The organism is Psychrobacter sp. 1044 (genome assembly GCF_904846525.1).
GTDB lineage: Bacteria > Pseudomonadota > Gammaproteobacteria > Pseudomonadales > Moraxellaceae > Psychrobacter.
Genome location: NZ_CAJHAZ010000004.1, coordinates 12,916 through 33,883 on the forward strand (window position 1 = coordinate 12,916; position 20,968 = coordinate 33,883).

At 44.8% G+C, this 20,968-nt stretch carries 17 protein-coding genes; 7 read left to right on the forward strand and 10 right to left on the reverse strand.

Going from position 1 to position 20,968, the window contains the following annotated elements; all coding sequences use genetic code 11:
- Nucleotides 1–79: 79 nt before the first annotated feature.
- Complete coding sequence (locus JMX82_RS03590) at nucleotides 80–1,420, reverse strand: efflux RND transporter periplasmic adaptor subunit (protein WP_201539513.1); 1,341 nt, start codon at nucleotides 1,418–1,420, stop codon at nucleotides 80–82.
- A gap of 153 nt (nucleotides 1,421–1,573) precedes the next feature.
- On the opposite strand from JMX82_RS03590, the gene JMX82_RS03595 reads away from it, so the two are divergent.
- Nucleotides 1,574–1,987: an Imm63 family immunity protein gene (locus JMX82_RS03595; protein WP_201539514.1), complete on the forward strand. Its 414-nt coding sequence runs from the start codon at nucleotides 1,574–1,576 to the stop codon at nucleotides 1,985–1,987.
- A 45-nt stretch (nucleotides 1,988–2,032) separates the two neighbouring features.
- Here the strand turns inward: JMX82_RS03595 and holA are convergent, their stop codons facing one another.
- The 3 genes from holA to leuS form a co-directional block, all read right to left on the reverse strand.
- Complete coding sequence (gene holA / locus JMX82_RS03600; protein ID WP_201539515.1) at nucleotides 2,033–3,106, reverse strand: DNA polymerase III subunit delta; 1,074 nt, start codon at nucleotides 3,104–3,106, stop codon at nucleotides 2,033–2,035.
- Nucleotides 3,107–3,164: 58 nt separating this feature from the next.
- The gene (locus JMX82_RS03605) at nucleotides 3,165–3,884 is read right to left on the reverse strand and encodes a hypothetical protein (RefSeq protein ID WP_227676280.1); all 720 of its coding nucleotides are present in this window, start codon (nucleotides 3,882–3,884) and stop codon (nucleotides 3,165–3,167) included.
- A 73-nt stretch (nucleotides 3,885–3,957) separates the two neighbouring features.
- Nucleotides 3,958–6,645, reverse strand: coding sequence for a leucine--tRNA ligase (gene leuS / locus JMX82_RS03610; protein WP_201539516.1), 2,688 nt, complete (start codon nucleotides 6,643–6,645; stop codon nucleotides 3,958–3,960).
- A gap of 226 nt (nucleotides 6,646–6,871) precedes the next feature.
- Here leuS and JMX82_RS03615 point away from each other — a divergent pair, with 226 nt between their 5' ends.
- Entirely contained in the window at nucleotides 6,872–7,243 is a 372-nt protein-coding gene (locus tag JMX82_RS03615; protein WP_201539517.1) for a Spx/MgsR family RNA polymerase-binding regulatory protein, read from the forward strand.
- 31 nt (nucleotides 7,244–7,274) lie between these two features.
- Here the strand turns inward: JMX82_RS03615 and JMX82_RS03620 are convergent, their stop codons facing one another.
- The 6 genes from JMX82_RS03620 to JMX82_RS03645 form a co-directional block, all read right to left on the reverse strand.
- Nucleotides 7,275–7,508, reverse strand: coding sequence for a hypothetical protein (locus tag JMX82_RS03620; protein WP_193007142.1), 234 nt, complete (start codon nucleotides 7,506–7,508; stop codon nucleotides 7,275–7,277).
- Nucleotides 7,509–7,520: 12 nt separating this feature from the next.
- Nucleotides 7,521–8,435, reverse strand: coding sequence for an acetylglutamate kinase (argB, locus tag JMX82_RS03625; protein WP_055124537.1), 915 nt, complete (start codon nucleotides 8,433–8,435; stop codon nucleotides 7,521–7,523).
- An 82-nt stretch (nucleotides 8,436–8,517) separates the two neighbouring features.
- Nucleotides 8,518–10,296 (reverse strand): phosphomannomutase/phosphoglucomutase, encoded by a 1,779-nt coding sequence (locus JMX82_RS03630; RefSeq protein ID WP_201539518.1) that lies wholly within the window; start codon nucleotides 10,294–10,296, stop codon nucleotides 8,518–8,520.
- A 90-nt stretch (nucleotides 10,297–10,386) separates the two neighbouring features.
- Nucleotides 10,387–10,851: a dUTP diphosphatase gene (gene dut / locus JMX82_RS03635; RefSeq protein ID WP_045444733.1), complete on the reverse strand. Its 465-nt coding sequence runs from the start codon at nucleotides 10,849–10,851 to the stop codon at nucleotides 10,387–10,389.
- Between the two features lie 125 nt (nucleotides 10,852–10,976).
- On the reverse strand, nucleotides 10,977–12,380 hold the full coding sequence (gene mgtE, locus JMX82_RS03640) for a magnesium transporter (RefSeq protein ID WP_083475673.1): 1,404 nt from the start codon (nucleotides 12,378–12,380) through the stop codon (nucleotides 10,977–10,979).
- A 112-nt stretch (nucleotides 12,381–12,492) separates the two neighbouring features.
- Nucleotides 12,493–14,526: a UvrD-helicase domain-containing protein gene (locus tag JMX82_RS03645; protein ID WP_201539519.1), complete on the reverse strand. Its 2,034-nt coding sequence runs from the start codon at nucleotides 14,524–14,526 to the stop codon at nucleotides 12,493–12,495.
- Nucleotides 14,527–15,427: 901 nt separating this feature from the next.
- On the opposite strand from JMX82_RS03645, the gene ndhC reads away from it, so the two are divergent.
- The 5 genes from ndhC to nuoF all read left to right on the forward strand — a co-directional run bounded on the left by ndhC (nucleotide 15,428) and on the right by nuoF (nucleotide 20,965).
- A complete protein-coding gene (gene ndhC, locus JMX82_RS03650; RefSeq protein ID WP_055124534.1) occupies nucleotides 15,428–16,051 on the forward strand; it encodes an NADH-quinone oxidoreductase subunit A in 624 nt (207 codons plus the stop codon).
- Between the two features lie 120 nt (nucleotides 16,052–16,171).
- The gene (locus JMX82_RS03655; RefSeq protein ID WP_201539520.1) at nucleotides 16,172–16,840 is read left to right on the forward strand and encodes a NuoB/complex I 20 kDa subunit family protein; all 669 of its coding nucleotides are present in this window, start codon (nucleotides 16,172–16,174) and stop codon (nucleotides 16,838–16,840) included.
- 246 nt (nucleotides 16,841–17,086) lie between these two features.
- Nucleotides 17,087–18,862, forward strand: a complete 1,776-nt coding sequence (nuoC, locus tag JMX82_RS03660; RefSeq protein WP_201539521.1) for an NADH-quinone oxidoreductase subunit C/D — start codon at nucleotides 17,087–17,089, stop codon at nucleotides 18,860–18,862.
- Between the two features lie 172 nt (nucleotides 18,863–19,034).
- On the forward strand, nucleotides 19,035–19,544 hold the full coding sequence (nuoE, locus tag JMX82_RS03665) for an NADH-quinone oxidoreductase subunit NuoE (RefSeq protein WP_109592522.1): 510 nt from the start codon (nucleotides 19,035–19,037) through the stop codon (nucleotides 19,542–19,544).
- Nucleotides 19,541–20,965: an NADH-quinone oxidoreductase subunit NuoF gene (gene nuoF / locus JMX82_RS03670; RefSeq protein WP_201539522.1), complete on the forward strand. Its 1,425-nt coding sequence runs from the start codon at nucleotides 19,541–19,543 to the stop codon at nucleotides 20,963–20,965. Before nuoE ends, nuoF begins: the two co-directional genes overlap by 4 nt.
- The last annotated feature ends 3 nt before the right edge of the window (nucleotides 20,966–20,968 follow it).

Here is a 20,968-nt window from a genome sequence, read left to right on the forward strand (position 1 = left end):
TAATCAAAGATAGTGAGTGTCGTAAGAAAAGGGCTAAGTTGCTCAAGCCCTTTTATCGTTAACATAGTCAAAGAATTAATTACATCCTTGGAGTACCACCAGGTATACGAGTACGACCACCACCTTTACCTGAAGCATTGGCACTACCTTCGCCGATGATGACTTGCTCACCTTCCTTCACACCACTCAAAATTTGCGCATTTACTCGGTTATCAATGCCCACTTCTACTGTGCGAGGTTCTACTGTGCCGTCATCATTTAGTACGCGTACAACCTTGCTGGTTTTTGCTTGACCTTCAGTTTGATTTCTCGCGGGTCTTTCTTGTATGGCTGCTGATGGCACAAGCAACGCTTCTTTGGCTTGATCGATGATGATATAAATCTGGGCGGTCATATCAATACGAAATAATCGCTCAGGGTTAGCTACTTCTACGTAGCCAACATAGTAGATTGCAGAATCGGTTGAGCTGGTCTTGCTAATTTCCTCAGGTGCCGGCTCAATAGCTGTCAGTGTCGCATCATACTGCTTGTCTGGATTACCGATGATATTAAAGTAGGCGGGCATACCAGCATTGACATTGATAACATCGGCTTCGGAGATTTGTGCGTTGATTCTAACAGTAGACAAATCTGCTAAAGTTACGATGGTCGGGGCTGTTTGATTGGCATTGACCGTCGTGCCTTGCTCTGTGGTCACTGAGACGACAGTACCTGATATTGGTGCGCGAATCGTTGTATAGCTAAGGTCTTCTTGAGCCGTTGCGACATTGGTTTGAGACTTTCGTAATGCTGCTTGTTGGCTATTAATGTTTGCAGTGGCTGTTGCAATGGCGGCTTGTGCCGTATCAATAGCAGCGCGTGCATTGGCGACCGCTGCCTGCGCTGTTTGAACTTTTGTTGCCTGTGTATCGTAATCCTGTTGTGATATCGCATCGATAGCGAGTAGTCCTTGCAGGCGTGAAAAATCAGACTGTGCTTGTTTAAGCTCAGACTGACGGCTGGCAAGATCAGCATAGGCACTTTTTAGACTAGCTTGTTTGCTTAACGACTCTGCTTGCGCACTTTGTAGCGCGGCTTCGCTTTGCTCAAGACTGGCTTGTTCATTGCTCAGGCTGTTCTTCTGAGTCACTTGATCAATCTGTGCAATCAAATCGCCTTGTTTCACCTCGTCACCCACTTCTACATAGAGGTTTGTGACCTCACCAGAAACCTGTGCACCGACATCAACGGTATTAAGTGCTTTAACTTTACCTGATGCCATGACATTATTTTCGATATCACCAACCTCAACAGGTGCGGTTAAATAACTGGGTTTTTCTTCTTCTGGTTTTAAAAAAGTATAGGCCAAAGCCCCTAATGCTACGATGATTAAGGCGATGACACCCCATTTGATAGCAGACTTTTTGCTTATTTTTCGCATAACAACAATCCAGTCACAATTAAATCAAGTGTAGATATAGTAGAGACTTCACCTGCAAAAGGGAACGGAAATTAGTTTACGAAAGGTTAAGAAGTTCAGCAGTAGAGATAAGGCAGACTATATTATGGAAATAATAAACAAAGGAAGAATGTAATGTTAAACCATCAGCAAATTCAAAAAATAATTAACGATTATAGTAAAAAGATAGGGCTAAATATTGATGATGTTATTTTAAGAGATATGCCTTCTGGATTTGGTGAGCCACACTTGGAGATAAGCGGTGGCTATTACCACTATGTAATATGTGAGCGCGGTAGTGAGTTATCTAGAGAATCTTTTTTAGATGTAGATGATTTCATTTATGAGTTTTTTGAGATGGTAACGTCTAGGGTAGCAGGCGAGTATGAGCAAGAGAATAGTGTCATGAGTGAAGATCAAAGAGTTATACGCTTTAATAAGCAAATTGAACTTATAACGCAGCTAAATCATGAATGGGGTAGAAAAAAAGAAGCAGATATAACAGAAACTTTAAAAAACTTTCCTTATTCAGTTAATAACAGAACTTAGGATAAGAAAACTTGGCTAAATAAGTTATTGAATTTTTTCAACCAATCAAACGGCAAACAGCCGCTTACCTGATAACTCAAGCGCTGCCTGCAATAATAACTCCCACGCTGGCTGACGCACGAGTCCTTTGATGGCTTGGTCACATTTATAAAGCAGGGCAGGCCATTCAGCCGTTTGAGTTTTTGACTGGCGACGGCATGCTTGCTGGTACAACCCTTGTTTGCTACGCCAAATGCCTAGGCTTTGTGGGTCTTGCCCATCCATCAATTGCATAATTTGCCGCATGTCTTTACTAACCGCCCATAATACCAAGGTGGTTGGCTCGTCGGTGGCTTTCAGCTGAAACATGATTTTAGCGACTTGCGTGCTGTTACCGGCAAGCATGGCATCCGATAAATCAAAGACGCTAAACTGTGCATCACTGACCAACGCAGCTTGTAGATCCTTAATGTCTAAGGCAACATTGTTTGGAAGTTGTGTAGAGTGCTCAGTCTGTTGACTAGCCTCAATATTCTTAGCGACTAACTGCGGCGCAAATAAGTAGGAGAGCCGCCATAAGGTCTGATAAGCGCTTAGCAGATGGTGCTCAGTATGCGACATAAGTAGCTGCCACGCCTCTTGCGATAGCCGTAAACCAAACTGCTGAGCCTGTATTTGTAATAGCTGCTGTCGTTGCTGCTCATTATATAAATTGCAATCAATGACATGACCATATTGAGCAAATGGCGTAAACCACTTGCTGCTTTGCGCTCGTTTGTCTTGCTTGGGCGTGAGCCATAATAAACTATGACTGTGCGTCCCTGTTTGAGCTTCAACGGCAAAGCGCTCAAGCTCAGTGATGACCGCCTTGTCAGGCTTATGATTACCCGTCACGATGAGTGCACTGGCATCATCAAATAAAGACTGGCTACCAAGCTCTGACAATACTTCTTGCCAGCTCTTGACCGATATCAGCTCAATACGCTTGATCGCGTAATTCTGCGCGCGCCAATGTGGTCGCAGGGCATCGATGAGCCATTGACTGAGTAGTGGCTCATCACCATGCGCCAGCCACAAGCCCGCGACTGCAACGGAAGGCTGTAGTAGCTTTGGGTAGGCTTGTATAAAGGTATCTTGCATAGGGTAATAAGTACACAGATTGATGAAAATAAACGTGGAATGTGTTGCGCATTATAAACTATGGGTTTGGCACCACCACCGCGATCGATGTTGAGCCATTACCGCTTTGCACAGATTGTCTGACTCCAGAAGAGCTGATCTTTGGTAGGGAGATGGCGACATATTGATCAGTAATTCGGCGTGCCAAACTGTCATAGAGCCAGTCACGAATTTGATCGCCTTGCTGATCATCAGTGCTCACCGATGCTTCATTATATTGATAGCTACGCTCGACTTGGATGGGGTTGCTTAGCGTAATTGGTTTACCATTTTCCATCGTCTGATAGCTAACATCTGCTGAAAGTACCAAACGGATCTCTGTCAAGACACCGACCAGCTCATAACGCTTAAAACGGACGTTATTGATGGTGATAGCGGCAATGGGTTCAGCACTTGCTTGTTTGTTATTGTTCGCAACATCAGCTGCTGTCATGTTGTCAATGACATCAACACCTAAAGTTTTTAGGCGTCTTGTCAATGGCAGCTTAAGCGGAAATGAGGTGCGATTGTCTTCGAGAATCACGGCTGTTTTGGCGACATCAAGCAGCATTGGTGCGTCATAGCCACGTAATTGAAAGCCGCAGCCACTAATAGCTGCCGTTGCACCTAGTAGCGTAAACATTGGCAGGGCAGTCAGAAAAGCCGCCGCCAGTTTTTGTCCGTTTGATTTTTTAGCAAAAGCGTCTTTTTTGCTTAAGCTGGCTTTGGGGGACTGACCTGCTCGATATTTATACGACATAATCGCTATCCTAATATTATAAAAAGGCTCAGACTATTCATTAAACTAATAAAAAGTACTGAGCCTAAAAAATCTAGCCTACCACCACGATGTTTACCAGCTTATTAGGGACGACGATTTCTTTTTTGATGTCGCCAGTCAAGAATTTTGCCACACTTTCCATTGAACGTGCTTGTGCTTTTAGCTGTTCTGGATCGCTATTTGGGGCTACATCCATTTTACCGCGCATTTTACCATTGACCTGTACTACCATCGTGATCATATCTTGTACCAGAGCGCTTTTATCAACTTCTGGATAATTCAAGGTAATGGTATCTAAACCCAATTGCTCAAGTAAATGTTCACCAATGTGCGGCGCATATACGGATAGCATAATCAGCAGATCCGTCAATGCCTCATGCTGTACCTGTAGGTCTTGCTTGCTATTGGCCTTAAAGCCAGTCAGCTCGTTGGCAAGCTCCATCAAACTTGATACAGGCGTGTTCAATGCCAAACGATCACCCAAATCACTATCAATTTTAGCAATGGTTTCATGAGTTTTACGGCGTAAGTTTTTGGCTTCTTTTCTTAAGCCATCAGTGCTCAAAGCTTCATTGTTCAGCGTCTCGACGCTTAAGTTCGCGGCAGTAAGCGCTTGCATGTGTTCAGCAGCAATACGCCATACTTTTTTGACGAAGTTATAAGGGCCTTTGAGCGCATCATCTGACCATTCTAGCGTTTGATCCGCAGGTGCGGTGAAGAGCGTATAGAGACGAACGGTATCAGCGCCGTATTTATCGATGGTAATTTGCGGATCGACACCGTTATTTTTTGACTTAGACATTTTTTCGATTTTGCCAATGGTCACAGGCTGCCCATCAGATTTTAAGATGGCTTTAATCGGCTGACCTCGTTCGTCATAGTCGATATCAATGTCTTCTGCAAAATAGTAAGTGGTACTGCCATCCGCATTTAGGCGATAGAATGTCCCTGCCAATACCATGCCTTGCGTCATCAAATTAGCAAACGGCTCATTTCCTGACACCAAGTCTTCATCACGCATCAGTTTATGGAAGAAGCGTGCATAAAGTAGATGCATTACCGCGTGCTCAACACCGCCGATGTATTGATCGACAGGCAGCCACTTATTGGCGGCAGATTTATTGACCATGCTTTGCGCATCATTTGGGCTTGCAAAGCGTGCATAGTACCAGCTTGATTCCACAAAGGTATCAAAGGTATCAGTCTCGCGCTCAGCAGGATTACCGCATTTAGGACATGTCGTATTGACAAACTCTGGAATGTTTTTTAATGGATTTCCACGGCCATCAGGAACGACATCAGTCGGTAAGACAACGGGCAAATCTTGCTCTTCGACAGGTACGGTACCGCAATGCTCACAGTTTACCATTGGGATAGGACAGCCCCAATAACGCTGGCGAGAAACCCCCCAATCACGGAGACGGTATTGGATTTTTTTCTTAGCAAGCTCTTGTGGTTCTAGTTTGGTCAGCATCGCTTCAAATGCTTGCTCAAAGTCTAGCCCGTCAAATTCGCCTGAATTGACCAAAGTATTGCGTTCGGTATAAGCGCGATTAATCTCAGTATCGTTCGCCTTTGCATCTGCTTCTAACGTATCGAAATAGCCGACAGGGATATCGATGACTTGTTTGATGGGTAAGCTGTATTTAATCGCAAACTCATAATCACGCTCATCATGAGCAGGGACAGCCATCACCGCGCCTGAGCCGTAGCTCATGAGTACATAGTTGGCAACCCATACTGGCACTTCTTCGCCAGTGAGTGGGTGCGTGACCGTAAGACCAGTAGCCATACCGATTTTTTCAGCTTTAGCTAGGTCTGCTTCTGCAACTGAGCCTTTTTTGCAAAGCGCACAGAATTGCGCAATCGCTTCATCATGCTCAGCCGCATACTGCGCTAGCGGATGTTCGGCTGCGACCGCCACATAAGTCACACCCATCAAAGTATCAGGGCGAGTAGTGAACACATCTAACGTATTGGTCTCGCCAGCAAGCTCATAAGGGAAGTGTACTTCCATGCCTGCGCTGCGACCAATCCAGTTGCGCTGCATGGTCAATACTTCTGATGGCCAGTGACCTTCTAGCTGATCCAAATCATCGAGCAATTCGTCAGCATAATCAGTGATATTAAAGTAATACATCGGAATGTCGCGCTTTTCGACCGCAGCGCCACTACGCCAGCCTTTACCATCGATGACTTGCTCGTTGGCTAAGACGGTATTATCAACAGGATCCCAGTTGACGGTCGAAAGCTTTTTGTAGACCAAGCCTTTTTTGTATAGCTGTAAAAACAACCATTGCTCCCACTGATAATACTCAGGGCTGCAAGTAGCAAATTCACGTGACCAGTCAATAGACAAACCCAGTAATTTAAGCTGCGCGCGCATGCTGTCAATATTGGCAAACGTCCATTTGGCAGGTGGCGTCTGATTAGCAATCGCCGCGTTTTCTGCTGGCAAGCCAAAACCATCCCAGCCCATAGGCTGCATGACTTCATAGCCCTTGAGGCGATAGTAACGGCTCAGTACATCAGAGATGGTATAGTTACGCACGTGACCCATATGCAGCTTACCGCTTGGGTAAGGGAACATCGACAGCATATAGCGACTTGGCTTATCGCTTGGCTCATTGCTCACTTCAAAGCGTTTGTCAGTTGCCCATTTGGCTTGCTGCGCCGCTTCTATCGCTTGTGGGTTATAATGATTGTTTTCAGCTTGGTCAGATGTCACAGTATTGCTCATAGTTGGCTCGAGATTGATTAATACGAATAAATTGGGTGAAATTTCACAATGCCATAGCATAGCGTAATTTGGCGAAAATTGCGACGATATGATAGGGCGTTTACGCATGACGAAGAATACAAATTTGAAAATTTGAGCGGGTTTTTAATGTTTTGGCTATCATAAACCAAATACCCATAGGCTTAGGTATAATAAACAGAATAATGATCATTGATTTGGAGTTTTTATGACCATCACTATTTACGGTATCAAATCTTGTAGCACCATGAAAAAAGCCTTTGCTAAGCTTGATGATCTAGGCGTTAGCTATGAATTTCATGATTATAAAAAACAAGGTATCGATAAAGATAGCGTTAAGCGTTGGGTAGATGAATTAGGCATCGATAGAGTGCTTAATAAGCGCGGTACGACATGGCGCAAACTAGACGATAGTCAGAAACAAGAGGCGGACAGAGATGTGGATAAAGCCATTGATTTGCTCGTAGAAAATACCAGCATGATTAAGCGTCCGATCGTTGAAGGTGAGCTGACTGATAAAAATAAGAATATATTACTATGCGGTTATGATGAAGCTGAGTTTGATAAAGTTTTTTCGTAAAAGAATACGGCTACCATCAATAAAGCCCGAGCTAAAAACCTCTTAGCTCGGGCTTTATAACACCTAAAAGAAACCAAATCACACTTGCGAGCCATATAAGCAAGACGTAAAAGCGAATTTGTTCGGCATTCCAATCTAGTGCAAACCATTCAATGAGGAAAAATGACTTCCACCCTTCTATCCATTTTGCGCCACCATAGCCAATAATCCACCAGCAATACAGGCTTTCTAAGATAAAAAGTAGACACCAAAGCCACAATGCCATGATTTACTCCTGCTACTCTGCTAATGATGAGCCTAAATCACGACTGATTAATGTACCAACTCCTTCATTGGTAAAAATCTCTAACAGCGTGGCATGAGGCACGCGACCATCGACGATCACCGCGCTTTTTACGCCGCTACGTACCGCATCAAGTGCACATTGGATTTTGGGAATCATACCGCCTGAGATAGTGCCATCTTCAATGAGGCTGTCGACTTTCTTTGGCGTGAGTCCAGTCACGACTTCGCCGTCACGACCCAGCACACCTTTGATATTGGTCAATAGCATTAATTTCTCAGCTTGTAAAAATTCCGCTACTTTACCTGCAACCAAGTCGGCATTGATATTGTACGTATTGCCTTCGCTATCGACCCCAAGTGGCGCGATGACGGGAATGAAGTCAGAGGCAATGAGCATGTTAATCACATCTTTATTGACACTGACCACATCACCGACAAACCCTAAATCGACGGGCACAGCAATCCCATCTGCGCCAATTTTTTCCATCATCAGTTTTTTGGCTAGGATTAAATTGGCATCTTTACCCGTCAAACCGATAGCGCGACCACCGTGCTTGTTGATTAAGCTAACAATAGATTTGTTGACGCTACCACCTAAGACCATCTCGACGATATCCATGGTGCTTTTATCGGTGACGCGCATACCATCGATACGGTCTGACTGACGCCCCAACTCTTTTAATAAATTATCCACTTGTGGACCACCGCCATGCACGACCACAGGATGAATGCCAACAGTTTTTAACAAAACGATGTCGCGGGCAAATGAGCTCTCAAGCGCAGGATCCGTCATCGCATTGCCGCCGTATTTGACCACGATAAGCTTATCGACAAAGCGTTGGATATAAGGCAGCGCTGTGGTCAATACTTCAGCAGTGTTTTTGGCATCATCTAAATTAAGCGTCATTATAAACTCCTAAGTTATGGTATTAAAAAGTCATATTTTTATTTGACAGCAACTACTTTGACGGTAACTATTTTGATCAAAACTATTCGGCAGGAATAGCGACAATTTGTTCCGCCAGTTTTTTATCAAGTGGGCGACATAAAGCGGCAAATTTTGCTTGGATGTCGCGTAAGTCTTCTATGCTATCACCAGCAAAGCGTGCGGTAAGATTGTGACTGGTATTTGATTGGCGGAGCACCCCAAAACCATGGGCGAAATCTAAACGCACGCCATCAATACAGCTCAGCTTCGTCCCCACTGGCAATAAGCATTTGGCTTGCTTGGACGTCATATATTGCCGACTCATCGAACAACGGCAAAGCGATGGCTGGCTAGTAGCTATCCAATGGTCACCAGAATCTTTTGCTACAGTCGCTTCCACGAGCTGACGTAAATACTGACAAAATTTTGTCAGCTGTACGACGAGAGCATCGTCTTTTTTAAGGGTTTTAGGCATCGGCAAATAATGATCCGCTGTACTGACCATAGCAGGCAATTGCTCTGTAATATCAGTCAGAGATTTTTTACCGTGAGCATCGTAAGCCGCTAGCCAATGCAGCAATCGCAAGGCCGCGTACATGGCATCATCATAGATAATAAAGCGGCTATCGTTAAATATGAAATGCCCTGACAATTCACCCGCAAAGACAATTTGACCAGCAGAATGCTGCATCTGTCGGCGCATAAAGCTGCTGCCCGTTTTACTGAGCACAGGTGTTGCGCCAAGCTCAGACAAGAGATTCGGTAGATGATGGGAGCATTTAATATCAAAAAGGATTTGAGAGGGCAGTTGTGAATGGCCTGGGCTTTTAGAACAAAGCGTTTCAGGGTGTTCGTTCAGCGCCACTTGCGCTAATAAATATAACAAGTGATCGGGCGTGACAACTTTACCGCTATTATCGACGATCATTAAGCGGTCGCCATCGCCATCAAAAGCGATACCTATATCTGCTTGATGTTGACGCACACTTCGCTGTAATTGTTTGAGACGGTGGGGTTCAGTGGGATCAGGATTGCCAGAGGGAAAACTGCCATCTGCGAGGTCATTAATCATGATGACCTGCTGGCAAAAATGCTCAAATAAACGCTGGGCGATATTACTGGTCGCGCCATGCATACAATCTATGACCACCACCACATCAAGGGTGCCAGATGGTTGTTGGTTATCTTTGAGAAGTGGTTTATTACAGGGATGGATTTGCTTAAAAACTTGAGCGATAGCCTCAATATAAGTCGTCGCGACTTGTGCATCAGATAAATTGAAAGGTTGATTACAAATAGATCTAGCAATTGTATTTTTCAGCGTATTTTGAGCATCAATCTGTGCTTGAGCGTGATTGAGGTGACAGGCATAGTTAGCCCGTGTTTTTTGCCAAAGCAACTGAATCTCTTCATGACTCGGAGATTGATGATTGACCAGCCATTTGATACCTAAAATATCTTTAGCAGAATGACTGGCGGTGACGATAATGCCATGACCCGAGTATTGCTCTGCCCAAAAAACCATCATGGGGGTAGTGATTAACCCCAGCTGGATAACCTGTAGGCCATATTCAGTCAGTATATCAGCCAATCTCTGAGCGATAATATCACTACCGAGACGCACATCATAACCAAGCACAATGACGGTTCTTTTACGGTCGATACTTGGTTTTGGCAGGGAGGCTTTGACAGGAGCTGCGGTTGAGTTGCAATCTGCGACACTATAAAGCTGAGCAAATGCCTTGCCCAATGCTTGAATAAAGTCAGTGGTAAAATGCTGGCGTGAACCACGAATATCATAAGCACGAAATAAGCATTGCTGCGCAGCAAAAGACGGCATCGCTTACTCTCCTTATGGCGTGATTCACGTGATGGTGATTTTGTGATGACTAAAATACAATTAACATGGTAAATCAGTAATGATAACTGATTATTGGCGGCCTGAATGTCCAAAGCCGCCCGCACCGCGTGCACTGGTATCACTAAACTCTGATACCACTTCAAACTCAGGGCGGGCAACGGGTACGACGACATATTGTGCCATACGTTCCGCAGGATTCAACACAAAGTCTTCATTACTACGATTCCAAATACTGACCATCAGCTCACCTTGATAATCGGCATCAATCAAGCCAACCAAATTACCCAAGACGATACCGTGCTTATGACCAAGACCTGAGCGCGGTAAAATCATCCCTGCAAAGTTAGGATCTTGGATATAAACCGCCAAACCAGTACCAATTAAATGCGTGGCACCTGCTTTAATCGTCAATGGCTCATCAATACAAGCGCGCAAGTCGATACCAGCGCTGCCATCAGTGGCGCGTGTCGGTAACGAGAACGCTTTATCTTCAGTAATTTTAGGGTTTAATACTTTAACTTGTACAGCTTGCATAACGCACTCACTTAACGGTTGGATAGTTTCTAAATAATATTGCTTCTAAATAATATTGCTTCTAAATAATATAATTTCTAAACTATATGATTCTAAATAATATAGTTTTAACGTTGGCTATGTGATTATAGTATCAACACACTCGCCAAACCTAAGAATGACATAAAGCCGACGATATCTGTCACGGTGGTTAAAATAACCGAGGCGGATAGGGCAGGGTCAATATTCATGCGTTTTAGGAGCAGTGGAATACTAATGCCCGAAACGTTAGCAGCAGTCATATTAATGGCAATGGCAAAACCAATGACGGCACTGATTTTAATGTCATGAAACCATAGTTGGGCAATAATCGCCATGATTATCGCCCATATGATACCGTTTATCGCGCCAACCCACAGCTCTTTATTTAATAACCATAAACGGTTGGAACCACCGATTTGACCCATCGCCATACCGCGAATGACGACAGTTAATGTCTGAGACCCGGCAATACCGCCCATACTCGCAACCACAGGCATGAGTATCGCCAGCGCCACCACTTTTGCCAGTACCGCCTCGAACTGACCAATCACAGCGGCAGCCAATAAGGCGGTACACAAGTTAATGCCTAGCCAAATACTGCGGCTTTTGGCACTGGTTAAAATAGGCGCAAACAGCTCTTCATCTTGGCTGACACCTGCGAGATTTTTCATGGTGCTATCGACATCATCTTGGATAATTTCCATGATGTCCTCGCCATTTAACTGACCGACCAACTCACCATGGCTATTAATAACGGGGGCAAAACGAATATCCTCTGAGCGAAAAATCGCTGCGGCATCTTGAATGTCTAAGCGATCGTTAATAGTAATGGCGTTATCAATCAATTCTGAGACTAAGGTAGTTTGATCATGTTTAATCAAATCGACCAGACTGAGCAGCCCGAGTAATTGTTGGCTTTGATCGACGACCAGCAGCTCTTGGCTTTCATCATCGAGCAAATCGTCATTTTCTCGTAGCCAGTTCTGTACTTCTGCAAGGGTGATATCATCCCTGATCTGAATGAGGTCAGGATCCATATAACGACCGACTTCCCAGTCAGCATAGGTGTCAAGCTTGTTGACCTGCACTCGGATGTCTTCATCCAAGGTTGCCATGACCGAGGTACGCACACTTTCGGTGACAGTATCTAAAATCTCAGAGATGTCTTGCGCATCAAGGTCTTGAGTAAATAAGGAAATATCTTTCGATGAGACGTTTTCTAACAGCGGCTGGCGTGTATCAAACTCTAACTCGGCAAGCACTTCGCCTTTGATGTTTTCTGGTACTTGTGCCCAAATCAATAAGCGATTTTGGCTAGGGAACGATTCTAATAGGCTCGCAATCTCATATTTGGACTGCTTTTCTAAAAACTCAGTAATCGCCTCGTAAGCCTTGTCAGCAACCAAACTTTGCAGGTATAGAAGCTTATATTCGCCGCTATACTCTGCCGGATTATAATCTCCCTGTAGCGTAGATGGTCGTTCCTGATCAGGCATAGGGGTAGGCATAAAGGTTCCAAAGTTTTTAAAAAGTATAAATAATAACAAACACTAAAATGTCGAATAAGTGCTAATTTCTCATGTCGCTAACTGGTGATGCTCTCAAGCGCTGAGCCAAACGCTAACGATTACCCAATAAAGCGCGAATATTAGCCAAGTATTCATCAGCAACGGCTTCAGGGTCTTTAGTCGCTTTTTTCTTTTTTGCCTTGGCTGGCCAGTCGATATGCTCTTCTGGTAACTCATCTAAAAAGCGCGATTCAGAGGTGACACGCATCTGACCGCCCGCACGGCGCTGAGTCGCTAGTGTCAATGTCAGCTCTCGACGCGCACGAGTAATGCCCACATACATCAAGCGCCGTTCTTCTTCGACCGTCTCGCTTAGGATGGAATTGCGGTGCGGTAGCATTTCTTCTTCAAGCCCCATGATATACACAAAATCAAATTCCAAACCTTTTGCTGCATGCAAGGTCATCAAGTTAACCTTGTTGGTGTTTTCTTCTTCTTGCTGTTGCTCAAGCATATCCAGCAACACCAGCTTACGAATGATGGTATCAATGGTGCGATCTTCGTCTTCTTCGGCGCGATTAATCAGTGATTGAATACTAGTGTAGAGCATATCAATATTATCGATACGGTTTTTTTCTTGTTGCGGGGTTTTGGCGTCGCTACGCACAAAGTCGATATAACCCGTTTCATCAATCATTTGGCGGACGATAGGCACAGGGTCAGGATGCTGATCGAGCTCACGCGTATAATGTTCAATAAACTCACCGAACTCCTTTATCGTACCATAAGCCTTCGATGGCAAAACATGCGCGAGCCCTGCATGCGTACAAGAAGCGAGTAGCGAGATGCTATGCTCTTGTGAAAATAAGCCTAACTTCTCTAGCGTTGCTGGCCCCATTCCACGCTTAGGCGTATTGATAATACGTAAAAACGCACTGTCGTCTTCAGGGTTAAGAATCAAACGCAGATAGCCCATGATGTCTTTAATTTCACTACGTGCAAAGAACGACTGACCACCCGACAACTTATAAGGCACTTGCAGTTGACGCAACTGCGCCTCTAGCATGCGTGCCTGAAAGTTACTGCGATAAAGAACGGCATATTGCTCCCACTCATTACCGAAACGCAGTTTATGAGTGACAATCTCTTTTGCCACACGCTCAGACTCATCATCATCATTACGACAGTTAATAATGCGAATTTTTTCACCTTGACCTTTATCTGACCAGAGTTTCTTCTCAAATAAATGCTCGTTATTGGTAATAACGGCATTGGCAGAGGTCAAAATACGCGTGGTCGAGCGATAGTTTTGCTCAAGCATGACGATTTTGAGTTTTGGGAAATCTTCTTTGAGTAGCGCCATGTTTTCCGGTTTTGCACCGCGCCACGCATAGATAGATTGATCGTCATCGCCCACGACGGTAAAACGCCCTTGCGGTCCGACTAAGTATTTAATCATCTCATACTGGGCGGTGTTGGTATCTTGATATTCATCGACCAATAAATAGCGTATACGGTTTTGCCATTTATCACGCAGCTCTCTGTTTTCACGTAATATCTTGGTCGGCAGGACAATCAAATCATCGAAATCAACGGCGTTATAAGCACGCAAATTGCGCTCATATAAGGCATAGAGGTTGGCGAAGATCATGTCTTCTGGATCGTCTAAGGTTTCCATCGCCTTATCCGGCTCAATCAGATCGTTTTTCCAGTCAGAAATCATTTTAATGGCTTTACCGACCAATTCACGACTTTCAGCGCCGCTTAAATTGTCACGCATCATCAGCTCCATCAGCAAACGCTTACTGTCGTCGCTGTCCATGATGGAGAAGTTACCTTTGAGCGGGGTATGAATCAGCTCATAACGCAAAAACTGTAGCCCAAATTGGTGAAAGGTAGACACCGTTAGCCCGCGAGTTTTTTCACTCGGCAGCAATTTACTGACACGGGCTTTCATCTCGCGCGCCGCTTTATTGGTAAAGGTCACCGCGGTAATACGCTCGGCTGGCATGTTGCATTCTTCGATTAGATACGCAATCTTGCGGGTAATCACCGATGTCTTACCGGAGCCGGCACCTGCTAGCACAAGCAATGGACCGGATACGTAAAGCATCGCTTCTTGTTGTTTGGGATTAAGTTGACTCATAAGGTGACCTGTAAGACAAAAGCAAAAAGAAAGCAAAAAAGGCGAGTGTTGATATCAAGCGTTGCTCAGTGAGATAAAAACGGCACGTATGAGGCAGATCGATAGCGCAAGATGGCAACATAGCATTATAGTTTGTTGCGTCATCTCGATATCAAAACATGGCGTCGATAAGGTTAATCAACCTATCCGCTAATCACGCTCATGACCGTTAATATTTTGTGACAATTAATCGAGAGCGCCATCGTTAAAACAGCCGCTGATACTACCATGCAATTAGGCGGGTTATTATAAAGCAAAAACCGTCACATTGGGGAGGAGTTCAAGGATCGGCACCCAGTAAAAAAGCGTTAATTTTTCGTGACTTATACTATATATACTAGCGTCCACTCAAAAATGTGGATTTAGGCTTAATATAAGGTAACGTCTATATCATAATTCATGGTAAAAAAAACATGTTTCTTTCACCTATAAAGTGACCGTTCAATACAGTTAAAAACTAGCTTTTAGGCACTGATATGCGTATAGTACGTAAATAATTTATGCCAGTTGTCTCGTCATTGTTGACCACGTGTAATGAGCTATTAAATCAATTAAATAAACTATCGAATATGATATTGATTTAATACGTTGATCTTACGTTGTTAGAAGATGCGTTAGGCGACCAGCCTTTCTCCGTTATATATCGGAGTATCTATAGTTGGTCATGTCTGACATCGTCGTCAATAAGCTTGATAATTGGTTATTACCAGCACAGTATCTATATGAGCCATTGAGTTATTAAGACCCAATGGCAGTTACTTTGTGTTTTCGTCTGCGTTATGCCAGTCGCTATTACCACTCTATAGTTTGTGAGTATGCGCGCTGCGCTTGACACTCGATTGGGTGAGGAGCACGTATTATCATGTCTGCTTTTAATTGGTCAGCCATTGCTTTTATCTTAGCCGCCATTGGGCTAGTGGTCTTTATGCTGGTTGTGCCGCGTTTGCTTGGCGGTCGCTCTCAGGGCTCACAAAAAGAAGAAGTATTTGAAGCGGGTGTTGTCGGAGCTGGCAACGCCCGTATTCGTTTGTCTGCCAAATTCTATTTGGTGGCAATCTTCTTCGTTATCTTTGATTTAGAAGCGCTATATTTGTACGCTTATGCCGTTTCAGTACGTGAAGCAGGCTGGCTGGGCTTCGCTGCTGCCGCGATATTCATTACCATCTTGATTATAGGCTTGGTATACGAGCTCAGTCTGGGTGCGATGAATTGGGCACCATCGGACAAGCGCCGCAAGCAACCACGTCTATATGCAGCTCCGGCAGGTTTTAATTTGGCAGATATTACGCAGTTTGATGGCGTCGATGAGCTGATGGTCGATCCAACTGGCAAGATACCAGCCCAGTCTTCAGGGCAGATTAACGTCTCGAACAATATCGAGACTAATCGCCGTCACTTGCAAAATATCGATCATATTAATACTACTGGTAATGTGACTTCCATGGATTTTGCCACATCTGCACAACAAGACAAAGTCAAACGCTAATCGCTTTTGACGGTCTTGTGGCACGTTACTGCAAAATGGTCGCTTATTAATAATAGAAGTTAAGGGGATAGCGGAAGCAAGATGATTGCTGCGCTTCGCCTAATATAAAGGTTGTATGTTATGAAATACACATTAACAAAAGCCAACCCTGGTGCAGATATCTATCCTGCACAGACCAGTCAAACGGTCAATGACCCAATCGAAGACGAAGTGAATAAAAACGTCTTTATGGGTCGTCTCGAAGACCTCGTCCATTCAACAGCAAACTGGGGGCGCAAGCACTCACTTTGGCCATTTAACTTTGGTACTTCTTGCTGTTATGTCGAATATGCCACCACCCTAACTGCCGTTCATGATTTGTCACGTTTTGGTGCCGAAGTTATCCGCGCGTCGCCCCGTCAGGCAGATGTGATGATCGTCGCTGGTACTTGTTTTGTCAAAATGGCACCGGTTATTCAGCGCCTTTATGAGCAAATGCTTGAGCCAAAATGGGTTATCTCGATGGGTGCCTGTGCCAATTCGGGCGGTATGTATGATATCTATTCGGTCGTGCAAGGCGTGGATAAAATTATTCCTGTTGATGTCTATGTGCCCGGTTGTCCGCCGCGTCCAGAAGCGTTGATCCAAGGCTTAATGTTGCTGCAAGAGTCGATTACTAAAGAGCGTCGCCCGCTAGGTATTCATGTCAATGATCAGGGTATCTATCAGCCACAAATGACGCCTGAGCGTGACCGTAAGCAAGCAGATCGTATCGCTGTGAAAAACTTGCGTAGCCCAGACAGTATTTAATCAGCGAGCCTGTAGCCAAACTGCATTTGATAAATAGCATATTAGGCATAAATTATTTGGTTATATCATGTTTTAGTTTGGCTCAATCATACACAATCCGTAAAAGTGCTCAGTACGCATATATTCATCGTAGTTCGCTTATGTTTAGCGTAGTTCAGTTATGATTAACATGGTTCAGTTATGATTAACATAGCTCGGTTAGGCTCAACATAGCTCAATGATGATTAATGAAGGAATACATCATTCATGGTCACGGTAGTTGAAAACATAGATCCTAATATTAAGCCTATTCCAGCGGTTATCACCGAGCTGGAGCAGAAGTATGCCGGTAAGTTTGTCGTGCAACACACTGTGGATGAGATTCCAACGGTTTGGGTGGCACGTGCTGATTTGCTCGACGTTCTTTTATTCTTGCGTAAATTACCCCAGCCATACGTCATGCTATTTGACTTGTCAGCGATAGATGAGCGTCTGCGTCAGCATCGCCAAGGGTTGCCTGACAGTGACTTTACAGTGTTTTATCACCTAATGTCGCTTGAGCGTAATAGTGATGTGCGTATTAAAGTCGCGCTGAGTGAAGACGATGTCAATGTACCGAGCGCTACGCAGATTTGGCCAAATGCCAACTGGTACGAGCGTGAAGTGTGGGACATGTTCGGTATTGTCTTTACCGGTCATCCGCATTTGACCCGTATTCTATTACCAAAATACTGGGAAGGTCATCCACTGCGTAAAGAGTATCATGCTCGTGCGACTGAGTTTACTCCATATTTCTTGAATACCGCCAAGCAGCAGTACGAGCAAGAAAACTTGCGTTTTGTCCCAGAAGAATGGGGCATGAAACGCTCAGGTCGTGATGAAGACTTTATGTTCTTGAACATCGGTCCTAACCATCCCTCTGCTCACGGTGCTTTTAGACTTGTGCTACAGCTCGATGGTGAAGAAGTCGTCGATTGTATCCCTGATATCGGTTATCACCATCGCGGTGCAGAAAAAATGGCTGAGCGTCAAACTTGGCACTCATTTATTCCTTATACCGACCGTATCGATTATCTCGGCGGTGTGATGAATGAGCTGCCGTACATCATGTCGGTCGAAAAGCTGGCTGGGATTACGATTCCACCGCGCGCTGAGACTATCCGCGTGATGATGAGTGAGTTTTTCCGTATTACCAATAACTTGCTATTCGTTGGTACGTTCATTCAGGATGCGGGTGGCATGACCCCTGTATTCTATATGTTTACCGATCGCCAAAAAGCTTACGACGTCATCGAAGCCGTGACTGGCTATCGTATGCATCCTGCTTGGTTCCGTATCGGCGGTACGGCTGCTGATCTACCACGTGGCTGGCAGCGTCTGGTTCGCGAATTCTTGGATTGGATGCCAAAACGCTTGGACGAATATGTCAAAGCGGCATTGCAAAATAGCGTGCTCAAAGGCCGCACCCAAGGCGTTGCTCAGTATAATGCTAAGCAAGCATTAGCGTGGGGCGTCACTGGTGCAGGTCTGCGCGCGACAGGCGTTGACTTCGATTTGCGTAAAGCACGTCCATACATGGGCTATGAGAATTACGACTTTGAAGTGCCAGTCGGTTATAACGGTGATGCTTATGATCGCTGTATGGTAAAAGTCGAAGAGATGCGTCAGTCGCTACGTATTATTCGCCAGTGCATGGATAACATGCCACAAGGCCCTTATAAAGCCGATCATCCACTAGCGGTACCACCGCCAAAAGACCGTACCTTAAACGATATTGAAACCTTGATTAATCACTTTATCTCAGTATCTTGGGGTCCTGTGATGCCAGCGGGCGAGTGTACGACGATTGTAGAAGCGACCAAAGGGTTGAACAGCTATTACATCACATCGGATAAGGCGACGATGAGCTATCGTACCCGTATTCGTACGCCGACATTTGCGCATTTGCAGCAGATGCCATCGGTGATTAATGGCTCGCTCGTCTCTGATGCCATTATGTATTTGGCATCGATTGATATTGTAATGGCTGACTGTGATCGCTAATACTTTAGTCTAATGCTTTGATCAGAAAATTATTGTTATTAAAGAAATACGTTTATCAATATATCATTGCCAAATGGCACACCAAAATGCTGATATCTTGCCATATAGCGACACTTATAAGACTGTCGCTATTAGCTGATAAAGCGTGATGAGTGAGGACAGATAGAAGACTATGAAAATTGTTTCCGACAAAATGCCAAAAGTAGATGTGGCAAGCATTCTCACTAGCGAGGAAATTGCGGCTATTCATGAGTTTATGCACCATTACCCACAAGCACGTGCTGCTTCGCTCGATGCGCTAAAGATTGTGCAAAAGCGCAACGGCTGGGTCGATGACGCACAAGTGAATGCCATTGCCAATATTCTAGACATTCCGATGTCAGATATGGACGGGGTTGCTACTTTCTTTAACCGTATTTATCGTCAGCCTGTCGGTCGCCACGTCATCCTTATCTGTGATTCAGTGGCTTGTTTTTTGACAGGCTATGAGGCGTTATCGTCTGAAATCAGATCGCAGCTGGGTATTGAGTATGGTCAGACAACGGCTGATGGTCGTTTTACGCTATTGCCAATTTGCTGCTTAGGTAACTGTGATAAAGGCCCTGCTGTGTTGATTGACGAAGACACGTATGGTCCTGTTCAGCCTGAAGAAGTCACGCAATTATTGGAGCTATACGCATGAGATTAACGCTTTCAGAGCAGATTGCTCAACGTAGTCAAGGCAAAGCGCCAAGCCAGCTCAATGAGCAGCGCATTCCAATTTATGGTGATAAAGCAACAGCGACTAGCGAAACCAAACCGTTAACATGGCGTCTAGCACACCATGATGCCGTACTAGATTTGACCACCTATGAGTCGTTAAAAGGCTTTGATGGCTTAAAGCAAGCTTTGAGTCAATCGCCCAAAGCAGTCGGTGACATGATTAAAGCTGCTAACGTTAGAGGTCGCGGCGGTGCAGGTTTTAATGCTGGTTTGAAATGGACATTTATGTCACCGCCAGATGGTCTACCACGTTATCTCATCTGTAATGCTGATGAAATGGAGCCGGGCACCTTTAAAGATCGCCTATTGATGGAGCGCCTACCGTTTCAGTTAATTGAAGGTATGTTGATTACCGCGCATGCGATTGGTGCAACTGACGGGTATATCTTTATCCGTGGTGAGTACATCTTGGCCGCTGAACGTTTGGTCGCTGCTATCGAAGAATGCTTGGCCAATAATCTAATGGGCAAGAATATTTTAGGCTCAGATTTTAGTTTTAATCTGCATGTGCATACTGGCGCTGGACGTTATATTTGCGGTGAAGAAACCGCATTGATTAACTGCTTGGAAGGTCGCCGTGCCAACCCACGTACCAAGCCGCCTTTCCCGCAAATATCTGGTGCATGGGGTCGTCCAACGGTTGTCAATAACGTTGAGACCTTGTGTAACATGCCAGCCATCTTGAACCATGGTGTTGAATGGTATCAGTCATTATCTAACATCAAAGGCAAGAGCCAGACACCGGGTACCAAACTGTTTGGCTGCTCAGGTTTAGTCAATGACCCAGGTCTGTGGGAGTTACCGTTTGGTTATACGGCACGCGAAATCATTGAAGATTTAGCGGGTGGTATGATCGAAGGTAAAACCCTCAAAGCTTGGCTACCGGGCGGTGCCTCTACTGACTTTTTAACCACTGAGCATTTAGATGTGGTGGTGGATTTTGACACCATTCAAAAAGCAGGTAGCCGTATGGGTACTGGGCTAATTATGGTCGTGGATGAAACACAAGATATGGTGCCACTCGTTCGTAATCTCGAGATTTTCTTCCAACGCGAATCCTGCGGTTGGTGTACGCCATGCCGTGACGGTCTGCCTTGGGGTGTCAAATTGCTTACTGCTATCAATGATGGTGAAGGGCAAGTCGGCGATGTGGAAAAGCTAGAAGGCCTTACGCGTGACTTATGGATTGGTAAAACTTTCTGTGCACATGCGCCGGGTGCGATGGAACCACTGATGAGTGCGATTAAATATTTCCGTCCAGAGTTTGATCAAAAAATCGCGCAGGCGGTTGGTGTCGATGTCATTGATGCGGCAGCCAATCAACAGCCAGAAGTGAAATAAGGA

Coding starts and splice junctions, on each gene's coding strand:
- JMX82_RS03590 (WP_201539513.1), bottom strand. CDS start 1,420: ATGCGAAAAATAAGCAAAAAGTCTGCTATCAAATGGGGTGTCATCGCC.
- JMX82_RS03595 (WP_201539514.1), top strand. CDS start 1,574: ATGTTAAACCATCAGCAAATTCAAAAAATAATTAACGATTATAGTAAA.
- holA (WP_201539515.1), bottom strand. CDS start 3,106: ATGCAAGATACCTTTATACAAGCCTACCCAAAGCTACTACAGCCTTCC.
- JMX82_RS03605 (WP_227676280.1), bottom strand. CDS start 3,884: ATGTCGTATAAATATCGAGCAGGTCAGTCCCCCAAAGCCAGCTTAAGC.
- leuS (WP_201539516.1), bottom strand. CDS start 6,645: ATGAGCAATACTGTGACATCTGACCAAGCTGAAAACAATCATTATAAC.
- JMX82_RS03615 (WP_201539517.1), top strand. CDS start 6,872: ATGACCATCACTATTTACGGTATCAAATCTTGTAGCACCATGAAAAAA.
- JMX82_RS03620 (WP_193007142.1), bottom strand. CDS start 7,508: ATGGCATTGTGGCTTTGGTGTCTACTTTTTATCTTAGAAAGCCTGTAT.
- argB (WP_055124537.1), bottom strand. CDS start 8,435: ATGACGCTTAATTTAGATGATGCCAAAAACACTGCTGAAGTATTGACC.
- JMX82_RS03630 (WP_201539518.1), bottom strand. CDS start 10,296: ATGCCGTCTTTTGCTGCGCAGCAATGCTTATTTCGTGCTTATGATATT.
- dut (WP_045444733.1), bottom strand. CDS start 10,851: ATGCAAGCTGTACAAGTTAAAGTATTAAACCCTAAAATTACTGAAGAT.
- mgtE (WP_083475673.1), bottom strand. CDS start 12,380: ATGCCTACCCCTATGCCTGATCAGGAACGACCATCTACGCTACAGGGA.
- JMX82_RS03645 (WP_201539519.1), bottom strand. CDS start 14,526: ATGAGTCAACTTAATCCCAAACAACAAGAAGCGATGCTTTACGTATCC.
- ndhC (WP_055124534.1), top strand. CDS start 15,428: ATGTCTGCTTTTAATTGGTCAGCCATTGCTTTTATCTTAGCCGCCATT.
- JMX82_RS03655 (WP_201539520.1), top strand. CDS start 16,172: ATGAAATACACATTAACAAAAGCCAACCCTGGTGCAGATATCTATCCT.
- nuoC (WP_201539521.1), top strand. CDS start 17,087: ATGGTCACGGTAGTTGAAAACATAGATCCTAATATTAAGCCTATTCCA.
- nuoE (WP_109592522.1), top strand. CDS start 19,035: ATGAAAATTGTTTCCGACAAAATGCCAAAAGTAGATGTGGCAAGCATT.
- nuoF (WP_201539522.1), top strand. CDS start 19,541: ATGAGATTAACGCTTTCAGAGCAGATTGCTCAACGTAGTCAAGGCAAA.